The sequence below is a fragment of the Comamonas serinivorans genome, assembly GCF_002158865.1.
GTDB classification, from domain to species: domain Bacteria; phylum Pseudomonadota; class Gammaproteobacteria; order Burkholderiales; family Burkholderiaceae_C; genus Comamonas_E; species Comamonas_E serinivorans.
Genome location: NZ_CP021455.1, coordinates 2737859 through 2762299 on the forward strand (window position 1 = coordinate 2737859; position 24441 = coordinate 2762299).

Here is a 24441-nt window from a genome sequence, read left to right on the forward strand (position 1 = left end):
GCGGCGTCACGTGTGTCGCCCGATGCGGCCGGTGATGACCTTGGCCTGATGGAGCCCGCTGAAGCTCTCGTGCGCCCGGTTGGCAGGCGCTGCAAGGTGCCCATTGTAATGAGACACCGTGCCGGTGCCAGGTCGAAACGCTTCAACCTACCTTGCGCGGGCGCAATCTCAGGCGCTGGCCAGCCCCAGGGCCTGCAAGGCCGCCTGGATGTCAGCGGGCAACTCGCTCTCCCACGCCAAGGCCTCGCCCGTGACGGGGTGCGTGAACGCAAGCCGCCAGGCGTGCAGCGCCTGGCGGTTCAAGCCCCAGCGGGCTTGGCCGCCATAGACCGCGTCGCCGACCAGCGGATGCCCGAGGTGCGCCATGTGCACGCGGATTTGGTGGGTGCGGCCCGTGCCAAGCTTGGCCTGGACCAGGCACGCCTCGTCGAAGTTGCGCTGCAGCGCAAACGTGGTGTGGGCCGGCTTGCCCGGCTGACGCACCAGATCGACCACGGCCATGCGCAGGCGATTGCGCGGGTCGCGACCGACTGCGGCGTTGACCACGCGCTCGGCCGGTCCGCTCCAGGGTCGGTGCGCCAGGGCTTTGTATTCGCGCCGGACCTCGCGGGCGGCGATGGCGTTCACGAGGGCCTCCATGGTCTGGCGCGTGCGGGCGACGACCATCAGGCCGCTGGTGTCCTTGTCCAGCCGGTGCACGATGCCCGCGCGCGGCAGGTTGACCGCCTGGGCATCGAGCGCCAGCAGACCATTGAGCAGCGTGCCCTGCCAGTTGCCGGGGGCCGGGTGCACCACCAAGCCGGCCGGCTTGTTGATGACGCGCAGGTGTTCGTCGGCGTAGACCGTGACGAGGTCCATCGCTTCGGGGCGGTAGGCCTGCGACTGGGCCGTGGGCTCCAGGTCCACCTCCAGCAACTCGCCGGGCTTGAGCCGCTGCGCCGGCTTGCGCAGCGGTTGCAAGGCGTGCGGCAGGCCGATGCGCACCGCGCCGTCGTCGATGCGCTGCTGCAGGTAGGAGCGTGAAAACTCGGGGACCAGCTCGGCCAGCACCCGGTCCGCACGCTGGCCGACCAGCTCCGGCGTGACGGGCAGGAGCCGCGTCTCGCGTTCACTGCCGGGGGTGTCAGGGGTCTCGGCATCACCGTCGGGCAGCAGGCCGTCGGGGGCATTGTCAAACTTCGTCACCGGAGGAAATGGGGGGTCGATATAATCAAAAGGCTGTGGATATCTGAGATTGAGTGCCCATGCGTCAGCCCCAATTATCGGCTTTGTCTGTCCTGTCCCTGACGGCCGTTCTGGCGCTGGCAGGATGCGCCTCCAAACCCGCCGTCGACCAAACCGTGGGGTGGAGTCCGAACCGCATCTATTCTGAGGCCAAGGACGAAGCCCGCTCCGCCAACTACGACAAGGCGGTGGAGCTGTACGAGCGCCTGGAAGGCCGCGCCGCCGGCACACCGCTGGCCCAGCAGGCCGAGCTCGAAAAAGCCTACACCCAGTACCGCGGTGGCGACAAGGCATCCGCCATCGCCAGCCTGGACCGCTTCATCAAGCTGCACCCCGCCAGCCCGGCTGTCGATTACGCCCTCTACCTCAAGGGCATCGTCAACTTCAACGACGACCTGGGGCTGTTTTCCTTCGTCTCCCGCCAAGATCTGTCCGAGCGCGACCAGCGCGCGGCCAAGGAGTCGTTCGAGGCCTTCAAGGAACTGGCAACGCGTTTCCCCGATTCGCGCTACACGCCCGATGCCACCGAGCGCATGCGTTACATCATCAACGCCCTGGCGCAGTACGAGGTGCACGTGGCCCGCTACTACTTCTCGCGGGGCGCCTACGTGGCCGCCATCAACCGCGCGCAAGTGGCCATCACCGACTACCAGGATGCACCCGCGCTGGAAGAAGCCCTCGAGATCCTGGTCAAGTCCTACGATGCGCTGGGCATGGAGCAGCTGCGCGACGACACCCGCCGCGTGCTCGAAAAAACCTACCCCAACAGCACCGTGCTGACCAAAGGCATGCAGCGCGACTCGGGCCCATGGTGGAAGGTCTGGTGAGCCCCTTGCCGGCCTGAGCGGTGCACCCACTTCGCCCGGCAGGCCCATGATTCGTCTGCTTTTGGTCACGAAGTCTCAGCCCCTGACCCGCATCGGACGCGATGGCGCGTGGCAGTTCATAGAATGAGCGTTCGCCAGACTGCGGGGAGCGTTCCTGGCGCCGACGACCAAGGACAGAACAATCATGACAGAAGGTTATCGACTGACCGCAGCCACCGGTCTGCACAAGGGCGACCGCGAATACCAGCAAGACCAGGTCAGCCTGTTTGCCCATCCACGCAACCATGGCTGTGTGTTGGGTGTGGTGGCCGACGGCATGGGGGGCCGCACGGGCGGACGCAAGGCCGCCGACCAGGTGCTGTTGACAGCGCGCCAGCTGTTCGAACGCTTTTCCCCCGCCAGCGACGACGCCTCGAGCCTGCTGCAGCAGATCGCCTCGGAGGCCCACATGGTGATCAAGCTCACGGCTTTGTCGAGTGAGCAGGACCCGCATTGCACGCTGGCGGCCTTCGTGATCCTGCCCGGCGGCGAGTGCCATTGGCTGCACGTCGGTGATTCGCGCCTCATGCACTTTCGCAACAAGCGCCTGGTGCGGCGCACCAGCGACCACTCGTACGTGCAGGCCCTGGTGGACCGCGGCGAGCTGGACGAAGACGAGGCCCGCGTGCACCCGCAAGGCAATGTGCTGCTGTCGTGCCTGGGCACCGAAGAGGATCCGACGCTGGACAGCCATTTCATCCCCAAGCTCGAGGTGGGCGATGCCTTGCTCGCCTGCACCGACGGCCTGTGGCACTACTTCACCGACGAAGAACTGGCCTCGGTCGTGGGCACCTTGTCGCCCCGCGAGGCCAGCGAGCTGCTGGTGAACAAGGCCCGTGAACGCGCGGCCGGCAGCGGCGACAACCTGTCGTTGGCCATCGTGCGGGTCGAGGTGCTGGAAAACCGCCCCGCCGTGGGCTCGGCGTTTCAAACCCTGCGGTGAGCCACTCCGCATAAATTTTTTGGAGTATGCAGCACTTGCCGTTGATTAACGAACGGCAACAGCACCATACTGCCTCAAATCTGACCAACCCCTTGCGCATGCGTGAACAACCCCAGCACGACCGGGTGTGCCGGCCATGAGTTCAACCGACCTGGGCTCCGCGCCCATTGGGGTGTTTGACAGCGGCATCGGCGGCCTGAGCGTGCTGCGCGCGCTGCTGCAGCGCCTGCCTCAGGAACGCTTTGTGTACGTCGCCGACACCGGCCACGCGCCGTATGGCGAAAAGTCCATCGCCGCCATCACCGAGCGCAGCCAGCGCATCACCCACTTCCTGCGCGATGCCTGCGCGTGCAAGGCCCTGGTCATCGCCTGCAACACGGCCACGGCGGTGGCCGCCCACACGCTGCGCCAAGCCCATGCGGGCTGGCCCATCATCGGCATCGAACCCGCCATCAAACCCGCAGCCGCCCTGACGCGCACCGGCGCCGTGGGCGTGCTGGCCACCCAGGGCACCTTGTCCAGCCCCAAGTACCGCGAGCTGCGCAGCCGCGTCGTGGCCAGCGTGAACGCCGCAGACGACGCCCCCGCTCTGGCCGTGCACGACGTGGCCTGCAACGGCCTGGCCAGCGCCATCGAAGCGCTGGTGGATGCAGCCAACGGCCCCGTGGCCGAGCAGCGCGTGCAAGCGCTTTTGCACCAATACCTGGGTCAGTTGGGCCACTGCGGCGCCGAGCCCGGGCAGGTGGACACCGTGGTGCTGGGATGCACCCACTACCCGCTGATTGCCGACCGCATCCAGGCCCTGTTGCCACCGCAGGTCACCCTGCTGGACCCCGGTGACCGTGTGGCCCTGCACACCCTGAACGTGCTGCACGCGCTGGGGCAGCTCAGCCCGCGCTCGGCCGTTTCATCCGCCCACCAGGCCGTTCACCTGTGGACCAGCGGCGATCCTGACCGCGTGAGCCAGGCCGCCCAGCACTGGATGCACATGGCCCCGCTGCCTGCGCATCCGCTGCCCTGCTGATCGATGTCATTTGTCCCTCCCTCATCGCGGCACCTGGCCGCGTTCCTCGTCGTCACCCTGGCCTTGACCGTGCCCTGGTTGTGGCCCAAAACCTGGGGCCCCCTGACCAATGCCCTGCCTTGGATGGCGTCGGCGGTGTGCGCCATGGTCGCCCTGGCGATCTCGGGCGCGCTATCTCGGGTCAGCGCGGTGTCGACGCTGGTCTGGAGCTTGGTGATTGCCGCCGGGCTGAGTGCGCTCATCGCCTGGCTGCAATTGCTTGACCTGGAAGAGGCCTGGCGCCCCTGGGTGGCCCAGGCCGGCCCCGGCATGGCCTATGGCAATTTGCGCCAGCCCAACCAGCTGGCCAGCCTGTTGGCGCTGGGCCTGTGGGCTGGTGTCTGGCTGTGGCGAACCACTGCCCCGCGCGCGATCCAACGCCTGCTGTTGGTGGCTTACATGACCTGGGTCACCAGCGCCATGGTGATCAGCGCATCGCGCATCGGCCTGGTGCACATCGCCGTCTTGTGGGCTGCGTGCCTGGGGTGGTGGCTGCTCAGGGATCGCCTGCAATCCGCCCGCGCCTGGACCCTCCCCTTGCTGGCTTCGGGCGTTGCCGTGCTGTATGGGCTGTGGCTCGTCGCCGCACCCGCCGTGGAGGAATGGCTCGGCAACGCCTCAGGGCGCGACCTCGTGGATCGCCTCGCCCAGGGCGAGTCCACCTGCGGCAGCCGCCTCATCCTGTGGCGCAACGTGCTGCACCTGATTGCCCTGAAACCCTGGACAGGCTGGGGCTGGGGCAACCTCGACTGGGCGCACTACATGACGCTGTACGAGGGGGCGCGCTTTTGCCACATCCTCGACAACGCCCACAACCTGCCCCTGCAACTCGCCGTGGAGCTGGGCGTGCCGATTGCGGCCCTGCTGTGCGGGCTGGCCGCCTGGCGGGTCTGGCGCGCCCGTCCCTGGCGCGAATCGGCCCCCGAGCGCCGCCTCGCGTGGGGCATCCTGCTCGTTGTGGCCGCCCATTCCCTGGTCGAGTACCCGCTTTGGTACGGCCCGTTTCAGCTGGTCAGCCTGTGCGCCCTGGGCATCCTGCTGACGCGCGATCCAGCCGGGGAAGCCGATCGCCAATGGCTGGGACAGGCGGCCTCGTCTTCACGCACCCACGGCTGGCGCGTTGCCGTGGCCAGCGTGGGCCTGGCCCTGCTGGCGTATGCCGCGCACGATTACTGGCGCATCGCCCAGCTGTTTCTGGCCACGCCGGACCGGGCGCCCGACTATGCCGACAACACCTTGGCCAAAGTCAGCGATTCGTGGCTGTTCAAAGGCACCGTGGAGTTCGCCGCTTTGTCGATTCGCGACGTCAATCGCGGCAATGCGGCCGAGATGCTGAGCCTGGCGGAACGCACCCTGCACTATTCGCCAGAACCCCGCGTGGTGGAAAAGCTGCTGGACAGCGCCGCATTGCTTGGCCGCACGGATGTGGTCACCCTGCACAGGGCCCGGTTTCAGGCGGCCTATCCTGAGGACCATGACAACTGGCAAAACGCCAGCCGCTGACTTCACGCCGTTTTCAGCGGCTCAATCCAGCCCCTCAAGATGTCGCCCAACAAAAAGCCCCGCCAATGAAGCGGGGCTTTTTGCGGCGGGATGCCACTTCGACTCAGGCAATCAAAAACTGATCGCGGTCCTTGTCGGCAATCCATTTCGGCGCCTTGCCACGGCCGGTCCAGGTTTCACCGGTGGCCGGATTGCGATATTTGGGCGCCACTTTGGCACCGCTGCTCTTGCTCGAACGTTTACCCGACGAAAACACATCGTCGGCGGTCAGGTCAAACTGTGCCACCAGGGCCCGCACCTGAGCAATCGCGTCCTTCAGCTCCGTTTCGCGCGCTTCGCGAATCTTGGCTTCCAATTCCTCACGCTGCTTCAGCAATTCCTGGTAGTTGCTCATGGTCATTCATCCCAAAAAGTCGGTATGGCGCGATTATACGGATTTTTCAAACGTCATTTTCAATCGGCAATGCAAGCGAATGTGCAATGACTTTATCAATCCTTCGACCATCCAAATCAACGACCTCGAACCGCCAGGGCCCGCACTCGATGCTTTCACCCAGCGCCGGCAAGCGGCCTGAAATGGACATGAGCAAACCTGCCAAAGTGTTGTAACGCCCTTTATCCTGATCGGGCAATTCCTTGATGTCCAAGCGGCTCTTCAATTCACTGACCGGCATCATGCCATCCAGCAGCCAGCTGCCGTCTTCACGCACGACCGCCCAGGCATCGATGGATGCACTGGGTTGCAGCTCGCCCGTGATGGCTTCCAGCAAATCCCTCGGCGTCACCAGACCTTGGACGACGCCATATTCATCCACCACAAACACCATGCGCGCCGATTTGGCACGCAAATGCTCCAGCAACTCCATGCCCGACAGGGTTTCGGGCACGAAAATCGCGGCCTGCGCGTGTTGGCTCAAGGTGTCGTGGCAATCACGACCCAGGGCCAGCAGTTGCGCCAATGCAATCGTGCCATTCACCTCGTCCAGGTTTTCGCGGCACACGGGGTACCACGAATGCACATGGACATTGGCCTGGACCGAGACCTTCTCCAAGGCCTGAGAAACCGTGAGGGTTTCATCCAGCCATTCGATGTCGCCGCGGGGCACCATGAGCGAGGTCAGCGCGCGGTCATCGAGGTGAAACACGTTGCGCACCATCTGGTGCTCGCTTTCCTCGATCAGGCCCGCATCCACCCCCTCTTCCAGGCTGGCGGCGATTTCCTCTTCGGTGACGGCGCGCTGTGATTGGTTATTGATGCGCAGCAGTTTCAAAATCGCCGTGGTGCTCAGCGACAGCAACCAGACAAACGGCTTGGCAACCGTGGCCAAACCCGCCATGGGCGGCGCAACCACCCGCGCCACCTGCTCGGGAAACAGCTGCCCGATGCGCTTGGGCACCAGTTCGCCAAAAATGATGGTGGTGAAGGTGATCGCCGCAACCACCAGCGCCGTGGCCAAAATGCCGGCCGGCTTATCGGCCATGCCCAGGTTTTGCAACCAGGCGGCCACGGGCGCACTGAAGGCCGCCTCACCCACGATGCCGTTCAAAATGCCGATGGAGGTGATGCCCACCTGCACCGTCGACAAAAACCGGGTGGGTGATTCAAGCAACTTCAGCGCCGAGGTCGCCCCTTTGTCTCCTGCTTCGCTGAGGGCGGCCAACCGGGCTTTGCGCGACGATGCCAGCGCCAGCTCCGACATGGCAAACACGCCATTGAGCAATGTGAGAAAAACAATCAGCAGGAGATTCATGCAAAGCCGGCGCGAGCCGGTGGAAAATGACGACATGGCACTGTACTGCATTGGCGACCTGCAGGGCTGCGCAAGCGCCCTGGACTCACTGCTCGCCGCCCTGGATTTCTCCCCCAGCCGGGACACCGCATTTTTTCTGGGCGACCTCGTCAACCGAGGCCCCGATTCCCTGGGTTGCCTGCAACGCGTGCACGCCCTGGGCGATGCCGCCCGGTGCCTGCTGGGCAACCACGACATCCACCTGCTGGCCGTGTCGCAAGGCCTTCGCACGGCCGGCCGCAAGGACACCCTGGGCCCCATCCTCCAGGCCCCCGACGCCGCGGCCTGGATGGACTGGCTGCGTCGGCAGCCTCTGGCGCTGCACGCGGCCGACACCCTCATGGTTCACGCGGGCGTGCTGCCTGACTGGACCTGCGCCCAGACCTTGGCTCTCGCAGCCGAGGTACAGGCCGCGCTGTCGGGGCCCGATTGGCGCGAGGTGCTGGCCGAGCTGTTCGGCAACGAGCCGGCCTGGTCACCCGCGCTGACCGGCGCAGCACGGCTGCGCGCCATCGTCAACGCCTTGACCCGCCTGCGCTACTGCGCCGCCGATGGCCGGCAGGACTTCGAGAACAAGGTCACCACCGATGCGCCGCCGCCCGGCTTCATGCCCTGGTTCGATGTGCCGGGCCGCCAAACGGCGCACGACACCGTCGTCTTCGGCCATTGGTCCACCTTGGGCTGGTTGAACCGCCAGGACGTGTTTTCCATCGACTCCGGCTGCGTCTGGGGTGGTCAGCTCACCGCGCTCGAACTGGGAACCACCCCGGCCGATCACCGCCCCATCCGCGTCCCCTGCCCGCAGGCCCAGGCACCCGGGCGAGGCTGAATGCAGCCCACCCGCCTGAGCCTGAGCAAGCCCACCGCCGACATGAAGCGTCTGGCCCTGGGCCTGCTGGTGGCGGCCGCCACCCTGTATGTGCTGGCCGTCGTCCTGCAGACCACGCGCCCGCATGCCACCTGGTCGTACCTGGCCGCGTTTGCCGAAGCCGCGATGGTGGGCGCGGTGGCCGACTGGTTCGCCGTGGTGGCCCTGTTCCGCCATCCGCTGGGCCTGCCCATTCCCCACACGGCCATCATCCCCGAGAACAAAGACCGCATTGGCGAGAACCTGGCCAATTTCCTCTGCCAACACTTCCTCAGCACCGAGCAGGTGCTGGGCAAGTTGGCCCAGCTCGATGTGCCCGGCAAACTGGCCCGCTGGCTGGCCACACCGGCCCATGCCGAACGCGTGTCCACCCAGCTGACTGTGGTGGCGCAATGGGCGCTGCGTGCGCTGGCCACGCCCCAGGTGCGTGACTTCGTGCAGCAGCTGGCGCACAAAGGGCTGCGCCGCATCGCCATCGCGCCGCTGACCGGCCAGGTCCTGTCCGGCATGACGCACGACGGCCGGCACCAGCAGCTGCTGGACGCCGTCATGCTGCAGGTCGCCACCTGGCTGGGCAAGGAAGGCGTGCAGGAGCACGTCACCGAGGTCATTGCCAAGGAGCTGCGCACGCTGCGCTACGTGGGCCTGGACCAGGTGGCCGCGCGCATGGCCACCGGCAAGCTGGTGCACGCCGTGGCGAACACCCTGCGCGATATGGTGGACGACCCCCAGCATGAACTGCGACAGCGCTTCGACGGCTTTGCCCAGGACTTCGTGCAACGCCTGCAGCACGACCCGGCCTTGCACGAACGCGTCAGCCAATGGCGAGATGCCCTGCTCACCCATCCCGCCGTGTCGGGTTATGTGCAACAGCTCTGGGACGAATTCCTGCAGTGGCTGGCGCAGGATCTCGCACAGCCCGACTCACGCCTCGCCACGCAGGTCGCGTCCATCGTCCAGGCCATTGGCGAACACCTGAAAGCCGACGCCGCGCTGCGCGACTGGCTGCAGGCCGAACTCCTGCGCGCAGCCCCCGCGCTGGTCGATCGCCACCGCGACGACATCCGCCGCTACATCGTGGCGCGCGTGCACCAGTGGAACGCGCAGGAGCTGTCCCAGGAGCTGGAAGCCCACATCGGACGCGATCTGCAGTTCATCCGCATCAACGGCACGCTGGTGGGTGGCCTGATCGGCGTGTTGATTCACGCCCTGACCCAGGCTGCGCTGGCCCTGGCGGCCTGAGGACTGACCTCTTCACCTAAAAGGCTGCCAGCTACACGGCCCCGGCGTTGAGCCAAACCAAAAGCGCATTGCGCGCAACATGCCGAGCCGGTCAAGCACCTCGGTCAATGCCTTGGGCCTACTGCGCAGCGCCGCGCCGCGCCGCGAAAAAATGGTGACTGTGCTCCGGAGGCAGGTCAGCCGCAGCTGCCATGCAACGAACAGCGCCCTTGCCGCCCACACCAGCGACACCGCCTGGAGGCCTGTGCAGATCGCTCAGCACCCCGCTGTGGATGACCACCAGTGTCTGAGCTGACGACCCGCCCATGTCGCCGACGAAAGCGCAACTACGGCCGCCTGAAAAGCAGTATGCCCCGGTTGCCATTCAATCGAAAACGACAACCGGGGCATACTCCCCAGAGGGTTTGCGAATCACTGCGCGTGTTCAGCCGTGCACTGCACCTCGTCGCGCGCATCGTCCAGCGCTTGCCGACGCTCGGCTTCACGCTGCAAGGACTGCTCGGTGCGTGGCTTGGGCGGCGCGAACAGGGCTGCGGTGTTGCGCCGCGAGCGGATGTTGAGCGATGCGCCCTTGCGCAGGCGGCGGCCCTGCGATTCCCAGGCCGGCAGCTCTTGCACCCCAGCCGCCGTCGGCTCGTAGGGCTTGTCGAAGAAGGGATCCGTGGGCGCGGCCTTGTGGGCGCGTGCAGCGTGGCTGGACCCGCCATCGGCGCGCTTGCGCCAGCCGTCGTCATCGCGCCGGCTGCGGCGCTCGTCCCGTTCGCTGCGATCACCGCGGCGCTCTTCACGGTCGCCACGCTCGGGGCGGTCGCTGCGTTCACCACGGTCGCCCCGGCCGACGCGCTCGGGCGCGCGGCGGCGCGTGTCCATGTCCAGCGCCTCCAGCTCGATCGACTTCTTGATCAGCTTTTCGATGTCGGCCACCAGGCGGTTGTCGTTGCCCCCCGATGCGAGGCTGACCGCCAGACCCGACGCCCCTGCCCGGCCGGTGCGGCCAATGCGGTGCACGTAATCCTCGGCATTGAACGGGATGTCGTGGTTGAACACCGCGGGCACATCCTTGATGTCCAGGCCGCGCGCGGCCACATCGGTACAGACCAGCAGGTCGACCTCGCCCTGCTTGAAGGCTTCGAGCGATTTCAGGCGCTCGTCCTGGGTCTTGTTGCCGTGCAGCGCTGCCGTGCGGTAGCCGTCGCGTTCAAACGCCCGGGCCAGGCGTGCGCAACCCAGCTTGGAGTTGGTGAACACGAAGGCCTGCTTGATCTGGCGCTCGCGCAGGATGTGCTCGATGGCGCGTCGCTTGTCGTCTTCGGCCACGCGGAAAAAGCGCTGCTCGACGGTCGAAGCCGTTTCGTTGGGCCGGGCCACCTCGATGGTGACGGGGTTTTGCAGGTAGCTGCCAGCCAGCTTCTTGATCTCGGGCGAGAACGTGGCCGAGAACAGCAGCGTGGTGCGCTTGGGCGGCAGGTGGCTCAGGATGCGTTGCAGGTCGGGCAGGAAGCCGATGTCCAGCATGCGGTCGGCCTCGTCCAGCACCACGTACTCGACCTGGTTGAGCACGGCCGACTTGGCTTCGATGTGGTCGAGCAGCCGGCCGGGCGTGGCCACCAGCACCTCGACGCCGGCCTTGAGCTCGGCCGTCTGCGGCTTCATGTCCACGCCGCCGAACACCACGGCCGAGCGCAGGTTGGTGTACTGGGCATACAGCTTGATCTGCTGCGCCACCTGGTCGGCCAACTCACGGGTCGGCAGCAGCACCAGCGCGCGCACCGGGTGGCGTGCCGGCGACGCCGAGGCGTTTTCATGCTTGAGCAGGCGCTGCAGCAGCGGCAGCGAAAACGCAGCCGTTTTGCCGGTGCCGGTCTGGGCGGCGCCCATCACATCCTGGCCTGCGAGCACCACCGGAATGGCCTGCGCCTGAATCGGGGTCATGTTCTCGTAACCCATTTCAGCCACGGCGCGGGCAATGGGTTCGGCCAATTGGAGAGAGGTGAAAGCTTGTGTCATCTAACCGGCGATTGTCTCACTTAGGACGCATTTGAGTGCAAACCCGGATTTGCCCATAAAACAACATGCGCTTGCCAGACCGCCACAGTCACCTGTTGGACCGCCAGTCGGCACTTGCCTGTCGACAATCGACGTGCACTCAGCCAGCCATCTGACCGGCGGTCCGGGTGCGAGCCACGGTGCGCTGCACGCAGCGTGGCGCCCACCACCCGCCCGCCCCGCCAACCTTTCGCCCCGTCCACCATGATCCGTCGCCGCCTTCTTGCCTGTGCCCTGAGCGGGCTTGCCCCGCTCGCCGTCCACACCACCGCCGTGGCCGAGTCCGCGGCCGCCTGGCCCACCAAACCTGTGAACATCGTCGTCAGCTTCGCGCCGGGTGGCGCGACCGACCTGGTCGGCCGCGTGCTGGCCAAAGAGCTGCAAGCGGTTTTCAAACAGCCCTTCGTCGTCATCAACAAGCCTGGCGCCGGTGGCCAGGTGGGCACCGAGTACGTGGCCAACCAGCACAAAGGCGATGCCTACACGCTGCTGATCAGCGCCACCGGCCACGTGATGGCGCCCTCGTCGCAGTCCAACGTCAAGTACGACCCGGTCAAAAGCTTCGAGCCCGTGGCGCTGCTGATCACCATGCCCAACTACCTGCTGGTCAGGCCCGATCACCCGGCCAAGACCCTGCCCGAGTTCATGGCCTGGGCGAAGACGCAAAAGTCCATCGGCTTTGGCTCGGCCGGCAATGGGGGTGCCACGCACCTGTCGGGTGAGCTGCTGCGCCACAAGACGGGCCTGCCCTTCGCCCATGTGCCCTACCAGGGCAACGGCCCGTCCATGAACGACGTGCTGGCCGGCCACCTGCCCGTCGCGATTTCCGACACCGTCAGCTCCGCCAGCATGGTGTCCTCGGGCAAGCTGCGCCCCATCGCCGTCACCACGGCCAAGCGCAGCCCGCTGTTCAAGGACGTGCCGTCGTTGTCGGAGGCCGGGGTGAAGGACTATGACCTGCAGAACTGGGTCGGCCTCTACTTTTCCGCCAACGTGCCCAAGCCCATCGTCGAGCGCCTGAACAAGGAAGTCGTGCGCATCATGAGCACCGAGCCCGTGCGTTCGCAGATGGAAAAAATGGGGGCCGAGAGCGCCAACGGCTACAGCGCCGCACGCTACACCCAGTTCGTGGGCGACGAGGTCAAGAACTGGGCCAACGTGTTCAAGGTCACTGGCGTTCAGGTCAACCAGTGAGTTCCAAATGGGGTATCGATTCAGATGATAGTGTTTGCCATCGGCAATCACCCCATACCCCAACCAAAATGCATTGACAGGCCGTCAAGCCGCGGACCGTCCCCGTCTGGGCAGGGTGTCTCTTGGCCCTGGCGACCTGGACAGCGGCCGGGGGGCGCGCCTGTGAGACGGTGGATCGGATCGCGCCGGAGCCAACGGAACACGACCGCTTCATCCTGTGGCGCACGGCACGACCGCGCAAAACGCGCGTTGGCCCAAAGCCACTGGCCCTGCCCTGGGACAGGACCGAGTGGGTCGGGCGTCTGCCGCACTGCGCGGTGCGTCAACCCGCCAGGGGCTTGGTGATGGTTTCGTACTTCTGGCCGTTGAAGCGCTGCAGCACTTTTTGCTCCACCGGGTAGTAGTCGGTGGGCGAGGTGTTGACCAGGATGCCGGGGAACAGCAGCGGCGCGGCGTAGTCCTTGAGGCTGGCGGCCTGCTTCATGACGTTGGCGCGCGTCAGGTCATCGCCGCACTGGCGCAGCACCTGGACCAGGGTGGCGGCGGTCGAATAGCTCAGCACGTTCAGCCAGTCGTGCGGATCGCCGGCGGGAAAGTACTGCTTCATCATGGCGAAGTACGCCTGCATGTGCTTGTCCGTGGCAGCTTCGGGCGAGGCCGTGTCCATGATGTAGGAGGCCGAAATCACCCCCTTGGCGTTGTCCAGCCCCGCGGGCTTGAGCACCGAGGCCACCGACTGCGACACGCTGGCCAGGTAGTGGGCCGGTGCCCAGCCCAGCTCAACCACCTTGCGGATGGATTGGGCCGCGAACTTGGGCGTGGTGATGTTGACGAACACGTCGCAGCCGGCCGACTTGAGCTTGACCAGCGCGCTGTCGACCGTGGGGTCGGTCACGTCGTAGGTGACGTGCTGGGTGATCAAGGTCTTCTTGGTCCCCAGGCCGTCCACCAGCCCCTGGAAATTGTCCTTGCCGAAGTCGTCGTTCTGCATCAGCACGCCGATCTTGGCATTCGGGTGGTTTTCCAGGATGTGGCGCGCAAAGATGCGACCCTCGGCCTGGTACGAGGGCTGCCAGCCCATGGTCCACGGAAAGTTCTTGTGATCGCCGAAGCGCGTGGTGCCGGCGCCCACGAACAGTTGCGGCACCTTGCGGGCGTTGAGGTATTTCTGCACCGCAATGTTCTGCGACGAGCCCAGCGACGAGAACATGCACAGCACCTCCTCCTGCTCGACCAGCTTGCGCGTCAACTCGACCGACTTGGCCGGGTTGTAGGCATCGTCCAGGCTGATGAAGTTGATCTGTCGCCCGTTGATGCCGCCCTCGGCATTGAGCTTCTTGAAAAAGGCGTCGAGCGCCTTGCCACAGGTGCCGTAGGCCGAAGCCGGGCCCGAGTACGGCTCAAGGTTGCCCAGCTTGATTTCCTTGTCGTTGGCGCCCACGTCATAGCGCCCCTTGGCCAGGGCAGCGAGCGGCAGGGTGCCGGACAGGGCGGCTGCAGCCCCCACTTTCAGCGCGCGGCGGCGGGATTCGTTCATGGCTTGGATCACACGGGTCTCCTGGGTGGTGAGAGAAGGCACTGCTGCGAGCCGGCAGGCCTGGCCTGCCGGGTGGTCCTGCTGAATGAACAAAGGGGCGACAACTCGCCGGGCTGCCGTGTGCTCAGCGCCCCGCCTGGCTGCGGGCGCCGGCCAGCTTCTTGGCCAGGCCGACCACGCCACCGGGCATGAGGAACATCAGCACGATGAGCACCACGCCATAGATGGCCCAAGGCGCGGCCTTGGAGATGGATTCGGCCAGCGTGGGCACGAACATGATGAACACCGCCCCGAACAAGGCGCCCCACAGCGTGCCGACGCCGCCCACCACGATGCCCACCAGCAGCGAGATCGACAGGAACAGGTTGAACGAGTCGGGCGACACGAACTGCACCGCGATGGCCGACAGCGCGCCCCCCACGCCGGTGTAAGCGGCCGAGATGCCGAAGGTCATGGACTTGTAGTGGCGGTTGTCCACCCCCATGGCCTCCGCCGCCATGGCGTGATCGCGGATCGCCCGCAAGGCGCGGCCGGTGCTGCTCTCGATCATGTTGTGCGCCAGCCAGAACATGACGATGGTCACGATCAGGGCGAACACGTACATCCACTGGTCGGGCGTCAGCGGCAGGCCGAACGGCGCATCGGGCTTCATCAGGATGAGGCCCTGCACGCCGCCGGTCCAGGGCTCGAGCGCCTTGTACTTGAGCAACTGCGGCATGGCCACGCCCAGCGCAAAGGTGGCCAGGGCCAGGTACAGGCCTTCGAGCTTGAGCGCCGGCCGGCCAAACACATAGCCCACCACCAGGCACAAGACCCCCGCGCAGGGGATGGTCAACCAATACGGCATGCCCAGGTGTTCGATGAGCATGCCGGCGGCATAGGCCCCCAGCGCGAAAAACGCACCGTGGCCCAACGAGATCTGGCCGTTGTAGCCCGTCAGCATGTTGAGCCCAATCAGCGCAATGGCATAGGACAGCACCATGGCGCCCTGGAACAGCTGGTAGCCCTTGAGCACGAAGGTGAGCGCGCAGGCCAGGATCAGCACCGCGACGACGGCCAGGCGCGGCAGGCTCATGGCCTTCACCAGGCCGGAAGACGGAATGGGCTGCAGCCCGGCCGGAGCGGCCTTCAAGGTGGATTCATTCATGACAGTCATGGCCTTCCGCTTAAACCCGGGTGACGATCCTGCGGCCCAGCAGGCCCGAGGGCCGCACGATGAGCACCGCCACGATCACGATCAGGGCCACCACGAGCTTGAGCTCCGAGCCCACCACGTAGGCGCCCATGAGGTTTTCCAGCACGCCCACCAGCAACCCGCCGATGACGGCGCCAATGGGGTTGTCGATGCCGCCGATCAAGGCGCCGGCAAAGGCGTAGATCAACACGCCGGTCATCATCGTGGGGTCGAGGAAGACCACGGGCGCCACCATCATCCCGGCCACCGCGCCGATGGCCGCCGCCAGGCCCCAGCCCAGCATCAGCATGCGGCCCACGCGGATGCCGACCAGGCGCGACGAACCGGGGTTCTGCGCGGCGGCGCGCATGGCCAGGCCAAGCGGCGTCAGCTTGAAGAAGGCAAACAGCAGCGCCACCATGACCAGGGCCACGAAGATGGTGCCCACCTCGTGCGCCGACATCAGCGAGCTGCCGTACCAGGCGTTGCTGGGGAACGGGCTCGGGAAGGGCTTGATGGTGTAGCCGAAGATCCAGCCGGCCAGGCTGTGGAAGATCACCATCAGCCCGATGAAGACCACGACGATAGACAGCATGGGCGCGTTGTGCAGCGGCCGGATGACCGCGAACTCGACCACGGCGCCGATGGCGAACGACAGCACCACCGTGAGCACGAAAGCCCCCCAGTACGGCATGCCGGCATTGATGAGCATCCACGCCAGGAAGGTGGAGAACATGGCCATCTCACCCTGCGCGAAATTGATGTGTTGCGTGGCCTGGTAGATCATCACCAGCGCCAGGGCCACGCAGCCGTAGATGCCGCCTGTGGCCAACCCCGCGAGCACCTGATGTGCGAACTCTTGCATTGCGTCTCCTGTCCTTGTCTTGTGGTCCCCGCTTCGGGCGCAGGCGGCGCGGGCCGGCGCACGTTCGCGGCCCCTACGCTCACCGCACCGATCGCCTACTCGCCCAGGTAGGCGCGGCGCACGGCGTCATTGCGTTTCATCTCGTCCGAGCTGCCCGACAGCACCACACGGCCGGTCTCCAGCAGGTAGGCCGTGTCGGCCATCTCCAGCGCCAGACGGGCGTTCTGCTCGACCAGCAGGATGGACACGCCCTGCTCCTGGTTGATGCGGCGCATGATGCCGAAGATGTCCTTGACGACCAGCGGTGCCAGGCCGAACGACGGCTCGTCGAGCAGCAGCAGGCGGGGCCGGCCCATCAACGCGCGGCCGATGGCCAGCATCTGCTGCTCGCCGCCCGACAAGGTGCCGGCCTGCTGCTTCTCCCGCTCCTTCAGGCGCGGAAAGTAGTCGTAGATGCGCGCCAGATCGGCCTCGACGCCCTCGCGGCTGCTGCGGGCATAGGCCCCCAGGCGCAGGTTTTCCTCGGTGGTCAGGCCCTGAAACGTGCCCCGTCCGTCGGGCACGTGGCCCACGCCCATCTTGGCAATGGCCTCGGTCGAGCGGCCCACCAGCTCGGTGCCCGCCAGCTTGATCGAGCCGCTGCTGCTGGCCATGAACTGGCACAGCGCGCGCAGGCTGGTGGTCTTGCCGGCGCCATTGGCACCCAGCAAGGTGGTGACCTTGCCCTGCATCACGTCCAGGTCGATGCCGTGCAGCACCTCGATTTTTCCGTAGCGGGCCTTGAGGCCGCGCACTTCCAGCAAAGCAGTCATTCATCACCTCCGTGCGTTTGCGTCGCGGCTTTAGCAGTATCCCTGATCGCCCGATCATCACCAATCGGGCGCAGCACCATACTGCATATGGATGCAATGCTCATGCCATTGCCTCCTCGGCCTCGGCGCCCAGGTAGGCGCGAATCACCTCGGGGTGGGCGCGCACCTCGGCGGGCGTGCCTTCGGCGATCTTCTTGCCGAAGTTCAGCGCCACCACGTGGTCCGACAGGCCCATCACCAGCCCCATGTGGTGCTCCACCAGCAGCACGGTGATGCCCATGCGGTCGCGGATGCTGCGGATCAGCTCGCTGAGCTTGTCCAGCTCCTCGTGGTTGAGCCCGCAAGCGGGCTCGTCGAGCAGCAGCAGCTTGGGTTCGGTGGCCAGGGCGCGTGCCAGCTCCACGCGCTTTTGCGTGCCGAACGGCAGGTCACCCACCAGCTTGTCGGCATGCGGGGTCAGCTCCAGCCAGTCCAGCAGTTGCTGGGCCTTGGCCTGAGCTTCGGCCTCGCGCCGCTTGGCGCCCGGAAGGCGCAGGGCGCTGCGCGCAAAGCCGGCGTGGTGGCGCGTGTGGCAGCCGATCAGCACGTTTTCGCGCACCGTCATGCTGGCGAACATGGCCAGGTTCTGAAAGGTGCGGCCAATGCCCATGGCCGCCATGCGGTGCCGGGGCACGTGGGTCACGGCCTGGCCTTCCAGCCAGATGGCGCCGCTGTTGCAGGCATACAGCCGCGACAGGCAATTGAACAAGGTGCTCTTGCCGGCCCCGTTGGGCCCGATCAGGGCGCAGATCTGGCCGCGCCGGACCGAAAACGACACGCCGTCCAGGGCCACGATGCCGCCGAACCGGACCGTGACGGCCTCCAGACGCAACAGCTCCGCGCCGCGCGTGTCTTCACCGCTTGACTGCACTGACATGGCACTCCTTGAAAACGATGGCCAGGCCCAGGGGCGCCCCTGCTCGGTGCGGGCAGGGCGTGCACATGGACTCGATCAGCATGGCCACAGTGCCGTTGCTCATTCAACGGCAATTGACCCATACCCATTCAATTCACTCAGATGGTGGGCAAGGCGTGCTCGCGGTACTGCTTGCGCAGCGCCACCTTGAGGATCTTGCCGGTCGCGGTGTGGGGCAAGGCGTCGACGATGACGATGTCGTCGGGCAGCCACCACTTGGCCAGGCGCTGGGCCAGAAAGTCCATCAGCACCGCCGTGTCCACCTGGTGGCCGGCGCGGGGCACGACCAGCAGCAGCGGCCGCTCCTGCCACTTGGGGTGGGCCACGCCAATCACCGCCGCCTCGGCCACCGTGGGGTGCGAGGCCGCCGCGTTCTCGACGTCGATGGACGAAATCCACTCGCCGCCCGACTTGATCACGTCCTTGGCGCGGTCGACCAGCTGCAGGTAGCCCTCCTGGTCGATGGTGGCCACGTCACCGGTCGGGAAAAAGCCCTCGGCATCGAGCTGCGCCCCGCCCTCGTCGCGGAAATAGCCCGAGGCGATCCAAGGCCCGCGCACGTGCAGGTGCCCGCTCGACACGCCGTCCCAGGGCACGCTTTCCCCATCGGGCCCGACGAGCTTGAGGTCCACCCCCCAGACGCCACGGCCCTGCTTGAGCTTGAGCGCCATGACGTCTTCGGCCGGCCAGCTCGCATGGTGCGGCAGCAGGTTGCTGATGACGCCGATGGGGCTGGTTTCCGTCATGCCCCAGCCCTGGATCACGCGGGCGCCAAACTGGTTCTCGAAGCGCTCGAGCATGCCGCGCGACACGGCGGCGCCGCCGATGCCCACGCACTTGACGGCCAGCTCGGCCTTGGGATCGATCTCGGGGTGCTGGTCCAGGTACTGGAACAGCATCATCCACACCGTGGGCACACCCTGCGAGAAGGTCACGCGCTCGTCCTTCATCAGGCGGTAGACGCTTTCGCCGTCCAGGTGCGGGCCGGGCAGCACCAGCTTGGACCCCACCATCGCCGCGGCATAGGGCGCGCCCCAGGCGTTGGCGTGGAACATGGGCACGATGAGCATCAACGTCTCGGCCGACGAGATGCCGAAGGTGTCCAGCGACAGCTCCATCAGCGCATGCAGCACCGTGGACCGGTGCGAATACAGCACGCCCTTGGGGTTGCCCGTGGTGCCCGAGGTGTAGCACAGCGATGACGCGCTGCGCTCGTCGAACTCGGGCCAGGTGTAGGCCTCGCTCTCCGCGTCCAGCAGGGTTTCGTAGCACAGCAGGTTGGGCACGTCGATGGCCGGCATGTGGGCCTCGTCCGTCATGGCGACGAAGGCCCGCACCGAGGTCAGCTGCGGCGCCAGCTGCTCGACCAGCTTGGCAAAGGTGATGTCGAAGAACAGGACCTTGTCTTCCGCGTGGTTGACGATGTAGGCGATCTGTTCGGGAAACAGGCGCGGGTTCACAGTGTGCAGCACCGCCCCCGTGCCCGAGACACCGAAGTACAGCGTCAGGTGGCGGTGAGAGTTCCAGGCCAGCGTGCCGACCCGCTCGCCGGGCGCCACGCCCAGGCGCTGCAGGGCGTTGGCCGCCTGCTTGGCACGCCCGCTCAACTGCCCCCAGGTGGTGCGGTGCATGGGCCCCTCGGGCAGGCGCGACACGATCTCGGTGTGGGGGTGGAAACGCGCCGCATGCTCGAGCAACGACGAAATCATCAACGGGCGGTCCTGCATCAAGCCATGCATCGCGGGCCTCTCTTCATCTCTGTCAACAACGCATCAGAGGTATACCCGAATTCCCGTTTCTCATTCAACGGCAACCCAGGCATACCCACCCCATCAACCCATCAGCGGCTTGGTGAAGGCCTCGTACTGCTGGCCGTTGAAGCGCTGCAGCACCTTTTGCTTGACGGGGTAGTAGTCGGTCGGCGAGGTGTTGCACTCGATGCCCGGGAACAGCAGCGGCGCGGGGAAGTTCTTCAGGTTGGCCGCCTGCTTCATGACGTTGGCCCGGGTGAGCTCGTCGCCGCACTGCTTGAGCACCTGCACCATGGTCGCGCCCATGGAGTAGCCCAGCACGTTCAACGTGTCGTGCGGGTCGCCCGAGGGGTAGAACTCCTTCATGATGGCGAAGTAGTTCTTCATGTGCGGGTCCGTCGCCGCCGCGGGCGACGAGGTCTCCATGATGTAGGCGGCCGAGATGATGCCCTTGGCGTTCTCGAAGCCGGCGGGCTTGAGCACGGCGGACACCGACTGCGACACGCTGGCCAAGTAGTGCGCGGGCTTCCAGCCCAGCTCGGCCACCTTGCGGATGGCCTGGGCCGCGAACTTGGGCGTGGTGATGCTGACGAACACGTCACAGCCGGCCGACTTGAGCTTGACCAGCGCGCTGTCGATGGTGGGATCGGTCAGGTCGTAGGTCAGGTGCTGGGTGATCATGGTCTTGGCCTTGTCGCCCAGGCCATCCAGCAGGCCCTTCATGTTGTCCTTGCCGAAGTCGTCGTTCTGCATCAGCACGCCGATCTTGGCATTCGGGTGGTTTTCCAGGATGTGGCGCGCATAAATGCGACCCTCGGCCTGGTAGGTGGGCTGCCAGCCCATGGTCCACGGGAATTCCTTGTAGTCGCCGAAGCGCGTGGTGCCGGCGTTCACGAACAGCTGCGGCACCTTGCGGGCGTTGAGGTACTTCTGCACCGCGATGTTCTGCGACGAGCCCAGCGAGGCGAACATGCACAGCACCTCCTCCTGCTCGACGAGCTTGCGCGTCATCTCGACCGACTTGGCCGGGTTGTAGGCGTCGTCCAGCGTGACGAAATTGATGCGGCGACCGTTGACCCCGCCCGAGGCGTTGACCTTCTTGAAATAGGCCTCGATGGACTTGCCGCAGGTGCCGTAGGCCGAAGCCGGGCCCGAATACGGGTGCAGGTTGCCCAGCTTGATCTCCTTGTCGCTGGCGCCCACGTCGTAGGTGCCCTTGGCCAGGGCCGTCATGGGCAAGGCGCCCGACAGGGCCGCCATGGCCCCCAGCTTCAGCGCGCGACGACGCTGCTCGTCGATGGAATGAGTCACCCTAGTCTCCTGTGTGTTGTCATGAGGCCGTCAGTGCGGCAGTGGCGGAGGCAGTCTAGCCAGCCACCCCCTGGCGCTGGATCGTCGAAATTGACGAAACGCCGGGGGTGTTTGCCCCATCGTCGCTTGCGACGAGTCGCCTGCCACAGCCGACCCTTCGCGGCTGTCCTGAACGACATTGACGGCACTTGCACGCCCTGCGTAGAGTGCCCGACTCCGTGACCTGCCCCCATCGCGCCACGCCCCATGCCGACCGATGCCGTCCCCCGTCCCGGCGCCCCCGCGCTGAGCCACAAGCTCCACCCACCCGTCGCTCGAACGGGCCAGGTGGTGCGGGCAGCGCTGCAGCAGCGCATCGCGCGGGCCCAGGGGCAGCTGGTGCTGGTCACGGCCCCGGCCGGCTTCGGCAAGACCACGGCCCTGCTGCAGGCCCATGACCACCTGAAACGCCAGGGCCTGCCCTGCCTGTGGCTGACGCTGGACACGGCCGACAACGACACCTCGCGCTTCCTGGCCGGTCTGCAGGCGGCCTTGCAGCTGGCTGGCCTCGCCGGCTCGGGCGACGCCATCCGCAGCCTGCTCGAACAGGCGCAGCCCTTCGCACTGTTCCTCGACGAGGTCGAGGTGCTGACCGAGCCCGCCGTGTTGTCGCTGGTGCGCGAGCTGGCCGAGCGCCTGCCACCCCAGGCCCACTTGGTGATCGGCGCACGTGGTGTCCCGCCCATCGGCCTGGGGCGGCTGCGCGTGAAGGGCAAGTTGACCGAGGTCGATGCCGAGCAGCTGCGCTTCGGCCTGCCCGAGACCCGGCAGCTGTTCGACCAGCTGGGTGCACCGCCCGGCCTGGAAGCAGCCCACCTGTGCCGCCTGCATGCCAAGACCGAGGGCTGGGTCGCCGCGCTCTGGCTCGCGCACCAGGCGCTGGCCCGCGCGGCCGACCCGCTCGAATTCGTCGAACGCTTCTCGGGCTCCAACCGCGCCGTGACCGAATACCTGGCCCAGGACGTGCTGGCCCAGCTGCCGCGGCCCTTGAAGCAGTTCCTGCTGCGCACCAGCCTGCTCAAGCAGCTCAACGCCTCGGTCTGCGACGCGCTGAATCCCTGCGCCAACAGCCTGGAGCTGCTGGAGCAGCTGGACGAGCAACAGCTCTTCCTCACCCCGGTGGACGCCGACGCGCGCAGCTGGCGCTACCACAGCCTGTTTGGCGACTTCCTGCGCAACCAGCTGGCCCGGGAATGCCCGGACGACGTGGCCAGGCTGCACCTGGCGGCCTCGGGCTGGTACCACGCCCAGGGCCGGCCGGTGCCCGCCATCGACCACGCCATCGAGGGCGGCGACCTGACCCTGGCCTTGACGCTGATCGCCGAGCACGCCGAAACCTTCCTCGAGCAAGGTCGCATGCGCCTGCTGGCCCGCTGGTTCACCGCCATCCCCGACGAGATGCTGCGCATCTATCCGCGGCTGGAGATGGTCGCCATCTGGGCCCTCTGCCTCACGCGGGGCCCGTGGGACGCCATGGCGCGCCTGGACGCCAGCCTGGCCAGCACCACCGACGCCGGCCTGCGCGCGCACGCCAAAGGCATGCGCCCCATGTTCCTGGCCATGCAGGACCGCTACGACGAGGCCCTGGCGGCCGGCCAACAGGCCCTGCCCGGCCTGCCCAGTGGCGAGCCCTTCGCCGACGCCACGCTGCTGAACGCGATGGCCCACGTCACCTCGGTCTTCTTCCCCGAAAGCCAGGTGCACCCGCTGCTCGAGGCCTCGCGCCAGCAGCAGGGCCTGCGCAGCAACTTCAACCGCATGTACAGCGAAGCCGTGCTCGGCATCCTGGACCTGATGCAAGGCCACCTGCAGCAGGCCACCGAGCGCTTCCGCCTGAGCCTGGACACCACCCACGCCGTCACCCAGCAGCATGCGCACGGCAACGCCTGGGCCGGCGTGCTCTACGCCCACGCCTTGTACGAAGCCAACCAGCTCGACCAGGCCGAGCACCTGCTCAACATCTACCTGCCGCTGGCGCGCGACGTGGGCCTGCCTGACCACATGATCCTCAGCCACATCATGCGGTCGCGGCTGGCGCAGTGGCGCGGCGACATCGACGCCGCCACCCAGTGCCTGGCCGACCTGGAAACGCTGGGCCACACGCGTCACATGCGGCGCGTGGTGGCCGCGGCGCAGCTCGAACGCGCCCACCTGGCCCTGACGCGCGAACAGGCCGCGCAATCGGCCGCGCAGTTGCGCCATGCCGAAGACGAGGCGCTGTGGGCCCGCGAGCGCCGGCAAAGCCTGATCGCCAACGAAACCCAGTACCTGCAGCTGTCGCGCATCCGCTGGCAGCTCGCGTTTGGCGACAGCGCCCAACTGGACGCCGCCGCCCAGGCGCTGGAAGCCGAAATGGCCTGGGCCATTCAGGGGGGCCGCCAACGGCGGCTGCTGGTGCTCAAGCTGCTGCGAGCCGCGGCACTCGATCGCCTGGGCCGCTGGCCCGAAGCCCAGGCCCTGCTCCTGAAAGCGCTGCTTCCCATCGCGCAGGAAGGCTATGTGCGCCTGGTGGTCGACGAAGGCCCCGTGGTGGCGCGCACGGTTCGGCGCCTGCACCAGCTGGTCGAGCGCGACGCGCAGCTGCAGCAGACGGTCCACCCCCAGGTGCTGGCCCACCTGGCCAAACTGGTGACCGCCATGCGCACGCTGGGCGCCCTTGAGCCGCCCGAGCTGGCGCCCCCCCGCACGGCCACCACCGACCCGCTCGCAGCGCCGCCCGCCCCCACCGAAGGCGCCGCGCCGGACGGCATGGAGCCGCTGACCAAACGCGAACGCCAGGTGCTGCAGCTGCTGGCCCTGGGCTATTCCAACAGCGCCATGGCCGAAAAGCTCTACCTGTCCGACAGCACGGTGCGCACGCACTTGCGCAGCATCAACGCCAAGCTCGGTGCGCGCAGCCGCACCCACGCCGTGGCGCTGGCCCGCCAGGCCAGCCTCGTGCAGGGCTGACCGGGCATTCAACGGGCGATTCGGCAGGGGTGGCAGGCGTCAGCTGCCCCGCTTGCACCGGGCAAAGCGCTTCGCAAGCGCAGCCAGCTACCCGCGCCGGAACGCTGGGAATGCGGCCGTTGAGCAGCGTTGGCTGCAGCGAGAGACGCTTAACTAGACAGCAGTATGTGGCCATTCACGATGATTGATCATCGGAAAAACCCACATACTGCAGTCCACCCATTTCAGACAACGCGAGGCATCTCCAACCCCGGGGATGCGCCCATCATCCGGCAGAAAGACGTCCACACCGTCCTGCCGAGCGGCCCG

General features: G+C 66.6%; 19 protein-coding genes. 8 read left to right on the forward strand and 11 right to left on the reverse strand.

Annotated elements, in window-relative coordinates:
- Positions 1 to 168 precede the first annotated feature (168 nt).
- The gene (locus tag CCO03_RS11555; protein WP_087281186.1) at positions 169 to 1185 is read right to left on the reverse strand and encodes an RluA family pseudouridine synthase; all 1017 of its coding nucleotides are present in this window, start codon (positions 1183 to 1185) and stop codon (positions 169 to 171) included.
- A gap of 59 nt (positions 1186 to 1244) precedes the next feature.
- Between CCO03_RS11555 and CCO03_RS11560 the strand changes: the two genes are divergently transcribed.
- From CCO03_RS11560 to CCO03_RS11575, 4 genes are all read left to right on the forward strand, one after another.
- Positions 1245 to 2051 carry an outer membrane protein assembly factor BamD gene (locus CCO03_RS11560; protein ID WP_087281188.1) on the forward strand — a complete coding sequence of 269 codons (807 nt, stop codon included), beginning with the start codon at positions 1245 to 1247 and terminating at the stop codon, positions 2049 to 2051.
- A gap of 184 nt (positions 2052 to 2235) precedes the next feature.
- Complete coding sequence (locus CCO03_RS11565; protein ID WP_087281190.1) at positions 2236 to 3033, forward strand: PP2C family protein-serine/threonine phosphatase; 798 nt, start codon at positions 2236 to 2238, stop codon at positions 3031 to 3033.
- A 136-nt stretch (positions 3034 to 3169) separates the two neighbouring features.
- Positions 3170 to 4057: a glutamate racemase gene (gene murI, locus CCO03_RS11570; RefSeq protein ID WP_087284594.1), complete on the forward strand. Its 888-nt coding sequence runs from the start codon at positions 3170 to 3172 to the stop codon at positions 4055 to 4057.
- A gap of 3 nt (positions 4058 to 4060) precedes the next feature.
- The gene (locus tag CCO03_RS11575; protein WP_087281192.1) at positions 4061 to 5599 is read left to right on the forward strand and encodes a PglL family O-oligosaccharyltransferase; all 1539 of its coding nucleotides are present in this window, start codon (positions 4061 to 4063) and stop codon (positions 5597 to 5599) included.
- A gap of 103 nt (positions 5600 to 5702) precedes the next feature.
- On the opposite strand, the gene CCO03_RS11580 is transcribed toward CCO03_RS11575, so the two are convergent.
- Positions 5703 to 5993, reverse strand: a complete 291-nt coding sequence (locus CCO03_RS11580; RefSeq protein ID WP_169717468.1) for an H-NS histone family protein — start codon at positions 5991 to 5993, stop codon at positions 5703 to 5705.
- A 46-nt stretch (positions 5994 to 6039) separates the two neighbouring features.
- The gene (locus tag CCO03_RS11585) at positions 6040 to 7350 is read right to left on the reverse strand and encodes a hemolysin family protein (RefSeq protein WP_087281196.1); all 1311 of its coding nucleotides are present in this window, start codon (positions 7348 to 7350) and stop codon (positions 6040 to 6042) included.
- Positions 7351 to 7384: 34 nt separating this feature from the next.
- On the opposite strand from CCO03_RS11585, the gene CCO03_RS11590 reads away from it, so the two are divergent.
- The gene (locus tag CCO03_RS11590) at positions 7385 to 8218 is read left to right on the forward strand and encodes a symmetrical bis(5'-nucleosyl)-tetraphosphatase (protein WP_087284596.1); all 834 of its coding nucleotides are present in this window, start codon (positions 7385 to 7387) and stop codon (positions 8216 to 8218) included.
- The gene (locus tag CCO03_RS11595) at positions 8219 to 9499 is read left to right on the forward strand and encodes a DUF445 domain-containing protein (protein WP_236903787.1); all 1281 of its coding nucleotides are present in this window, start codon (positions 8219 to 8221) and stop codon (positions 9497 to 9499) included.
- A gap of 411 nt (positions 9500 to 9910) precedes the next feature.
- On the opposite strand, the gene CCO03_RS11600 is transcribed toward CCO03_RS11595, so the two are convergent.
- The gene (locus CCO03_RS11600) at positions 9911 to 11506 is read right to left on the reverse strand and encodes a DEAD/DEAH box helicase (RefSeq protein WP_087281198.1); all 1596 of its coding nucleotides are present in this window, start codon (positions 11504 to 11506) and stop codon (positions 9911 to 9913) included.
- Positions 11507 to 11749: 243 nt separating this feature from the next.
- Between CCO03_RS11600 and CCO03_RS11605 the strand changes: the two genes are divergently transcribed.
- Positions 11750 to 12739, forward strand: a complete 990-nt coding sequence (locus CCO03_RS11605; RefSeq protein WP_087281200.1) for a Bug family tripartite tricarboxylate transporter substrate binding protein — start codon at positions 11750 to 11752, stop codon at positions 12737 to 12739.
- 322 nt (positions 12740 to 13061) lie between these two features.
- Here the strand turns inward: CCO03_RS11605 and CCO03_RS11610 are convergent, their stop codons facing one another.
- The 7 genes from CCO03_RS11610 to CCO03_RS11640 form a co-directional block, all read right to left on the reverse strand.
- Positions 13062 to 14276: an ABC transporter substrate-binding protein gene (locus CCO03_RS11610; RefSeq protein ID WP_087284600.1), complete on the reverse strand. Its 1215-nt coding sequence runs from the start codon at positions 14274 to 14276 to the stop codon at positions 13062 to 13064.
- Between the two features lie 124 nt (positions 14277 to 14400).
- The gene (locus CCO03_RS11615) at positions 14401 to 15351 is read right to left on the reverse strand and encodes a branched-chain amino acid ABC transporter permease (RefSeq protein WP_236904132.1); all 951 of its coding nucleotides are present in this window, start codon (positions 15349 to 15351) and stop codon (positions 14401 to 14403) included.
- 91 nt (positions 15352 to 15442) lie between these two features.
- A complete protein-coding gene (locus CCO03_RS11620; protein ID WP_087281203.1) occupies positions 15443 to 16315 on the reverse strand; it encodes a branched-chain amino acid ABC transporter permease in 873 nt (290 codons plus the stop codon).
- A gap of 95 nt (positions 16316 to 16410) precedes the next feature.
- Complete coding sequence (locus CCO03_RS11625; RefSeq protein ID WP_087281205.1) at positions 16411 to 17127, reverse strand: ABC transporter ATP-binding protein; 717 nt, start codon at positions 17125 to 17127, stop codon at positions 16411 to 16413.
- A gap of 100 nt (positions 17128 to 17227) precedes the next feature.
- Positions 17228 to 18043 carry an ABC transporter ATP-binding protein gene (locus CCO03_RS11630; protein WP_087281207.1) on the reverse strand — a complete coding sequence of 272 codons (816 nt, stop codon included), beginning with the start codon at positions 18041 to 18043 and terminating at the stop codon, positions 17228 to 17230.
- A 137-nt stretch (positions 18044 to 18180) separates the two neighbouring features.
- On the reverse strand, positions 18181 to 19821 hold the full coding sequence (locus tag CCO03_RS11635) for a long-chain-fatty-acid--CoA ligase (protein ID WP_087281209.1): 1641 nt from the start codon (positions 19819 to 19821) through the stop codon (positions 18181 to 18183).
- A 93-nt stretch (positions 19822 to 19914) separates the two neighbouring features.
- A complete protein-coding gene (locus CCO03_RS11640) occupies positions 19915 to 21144 on the reverse strand; it encodes an ABC transporter substrate-binding protein (protein WP_236903788.1) in 1230 nt (409 codons plus the stop codon).
- 246 nt (positions 21145 to 21390) lie between these two features.
- Between CCO03_RS11640 and CCO03_RS11645 the strand changes: the two genes are divergently transcribed.
- A complete protein-coding gene (locus CCO03_RS11645) occupies positions 21391 to 24132 on the forward strand; it encodes a winged helix-turn-helix domain-containing protein (protein WP_087281211.1) in 2742 nt (913 codons plus the stop codon).
- The last annotated feature ends 309 nt before the right edge of the window (positions 24133 to 24441 follow it).

Coding starts and splice junctions, on each gene's coding strand:
- CCO03_RS11615 (WP_236904132.1), bottom strand. CDS start 15,351: ATGAGCCTGCCGCGCCTGGCCGTCGTCGCGGTGCTGATCCTGGCCTGC.
- CCO03_RS11620 (WP_087281203.1), bottom strand. CDS start 16,315: ATGCAAGAGTTCGCACATCAGGTGCTCGCGGGGTTGGCCACAGGCGGC.
- murI (WP_087284594.1), top strand. CDS start 3,170: ATGAGTTCAACCGACCTGGGCTCCGCGCCCATTGGGGTGTTTGACAGC.
- CCO03_RS11630 (WP_087281207.1), bottom strand. CDS start 18,043: ATGTCAGTGCAGTCAAGCGGTGAAGACACGCGCGGCGCGGAGCTGTTG.
- CCO03_RS11585 (WP_087281196.1), bottom strand. CDS start 7,350: ATGAATCTCCTGCTGATTGTTTTTCTCACATTGCTCAATGGCGTGTTT.
- CCO03_RS11600 (WP_087281198.1), bottom strand. CDS start 11,506: ATGACACAAGCTTTCACCTCTCTCCAATTGGCCGAACCCATTGCCCGC.
- CCO03_RS11565 (WP_087281190.1), top strand. CDS start 2,236: ATGACAGAAGGTTATCGACTGACCGCAGCCACCGGTCTGCACAAGGGC.
- CCO03_RS11580 (WP_169717468.1), bottom strand. CDS start 5,993: ATGAGCAACTACCAGGAATTGCTGAAGCAGCGTGAGGAATTGGAAGCC.
- CCO03_RS11605 (WP_087281200.1), top strand. CDS start 11,750: ATGATCCGTCGCCGCCTTCTTGCCTGTGCCCTGAGCGGGCTTGCCCCG.
- CCO03_RS11625 (WP_087281205.1), bottom strand. CDS start 17,127: ATGACTGCTTTGCTGGAAGTGCGCGGCCTCAAGGCCCGCTACGGAAAA.
- CCO03_RS11610 (WP_087284600.1), bottom strand. CDS start 14,276: ATGAACGAATCCCGCCGCCGCGCGCTGAAAGTGGGGGCTGCAGCCGCC.
- CCO03_RS11560 (WP_087281188.1), top strand. CDS start 1,245: ATGCGTCAGCCCCAATTATCGGCTTTGTCTGTCCTGTCCCTGACGGCC.
- CCO03_RS11590 (WP_087284596.1), top strand. CDS start 7,385: ATGGCACTGTACTGCATTGGCGACCTGCAGGGCTGCGCAAGCGCCCTG.
- CCO03_RS11645 (WP_087281211.1), top strand. CDS start 21,391: ATGCCGACCGATGCCGTCCCCCGTCCCGGCGCCCCCGCGCTGAGCCAC.
- CCO03_RS11635 (WP_087281209.1), bottom strand. CDS start 19,821: ATGCATGGCTTGATGCAGGACCGCCCGTTGATGATTTCGTCGTTGCTC.
- CCO03_RS11595 (WP_236903787.1), top strand. CDS start 8,219: ATGCAGCCCACCCGCCTGAGCCTGAGCAAGCCCACCGCCGACATGAAG.
- CCO03_RS11575 (WP_087281192.1), top strand. CDS start 4,061: ATGTCATTTGTCCCTCCCTCATCGCGGCACCTGGCCGCGTTCCTCGTC.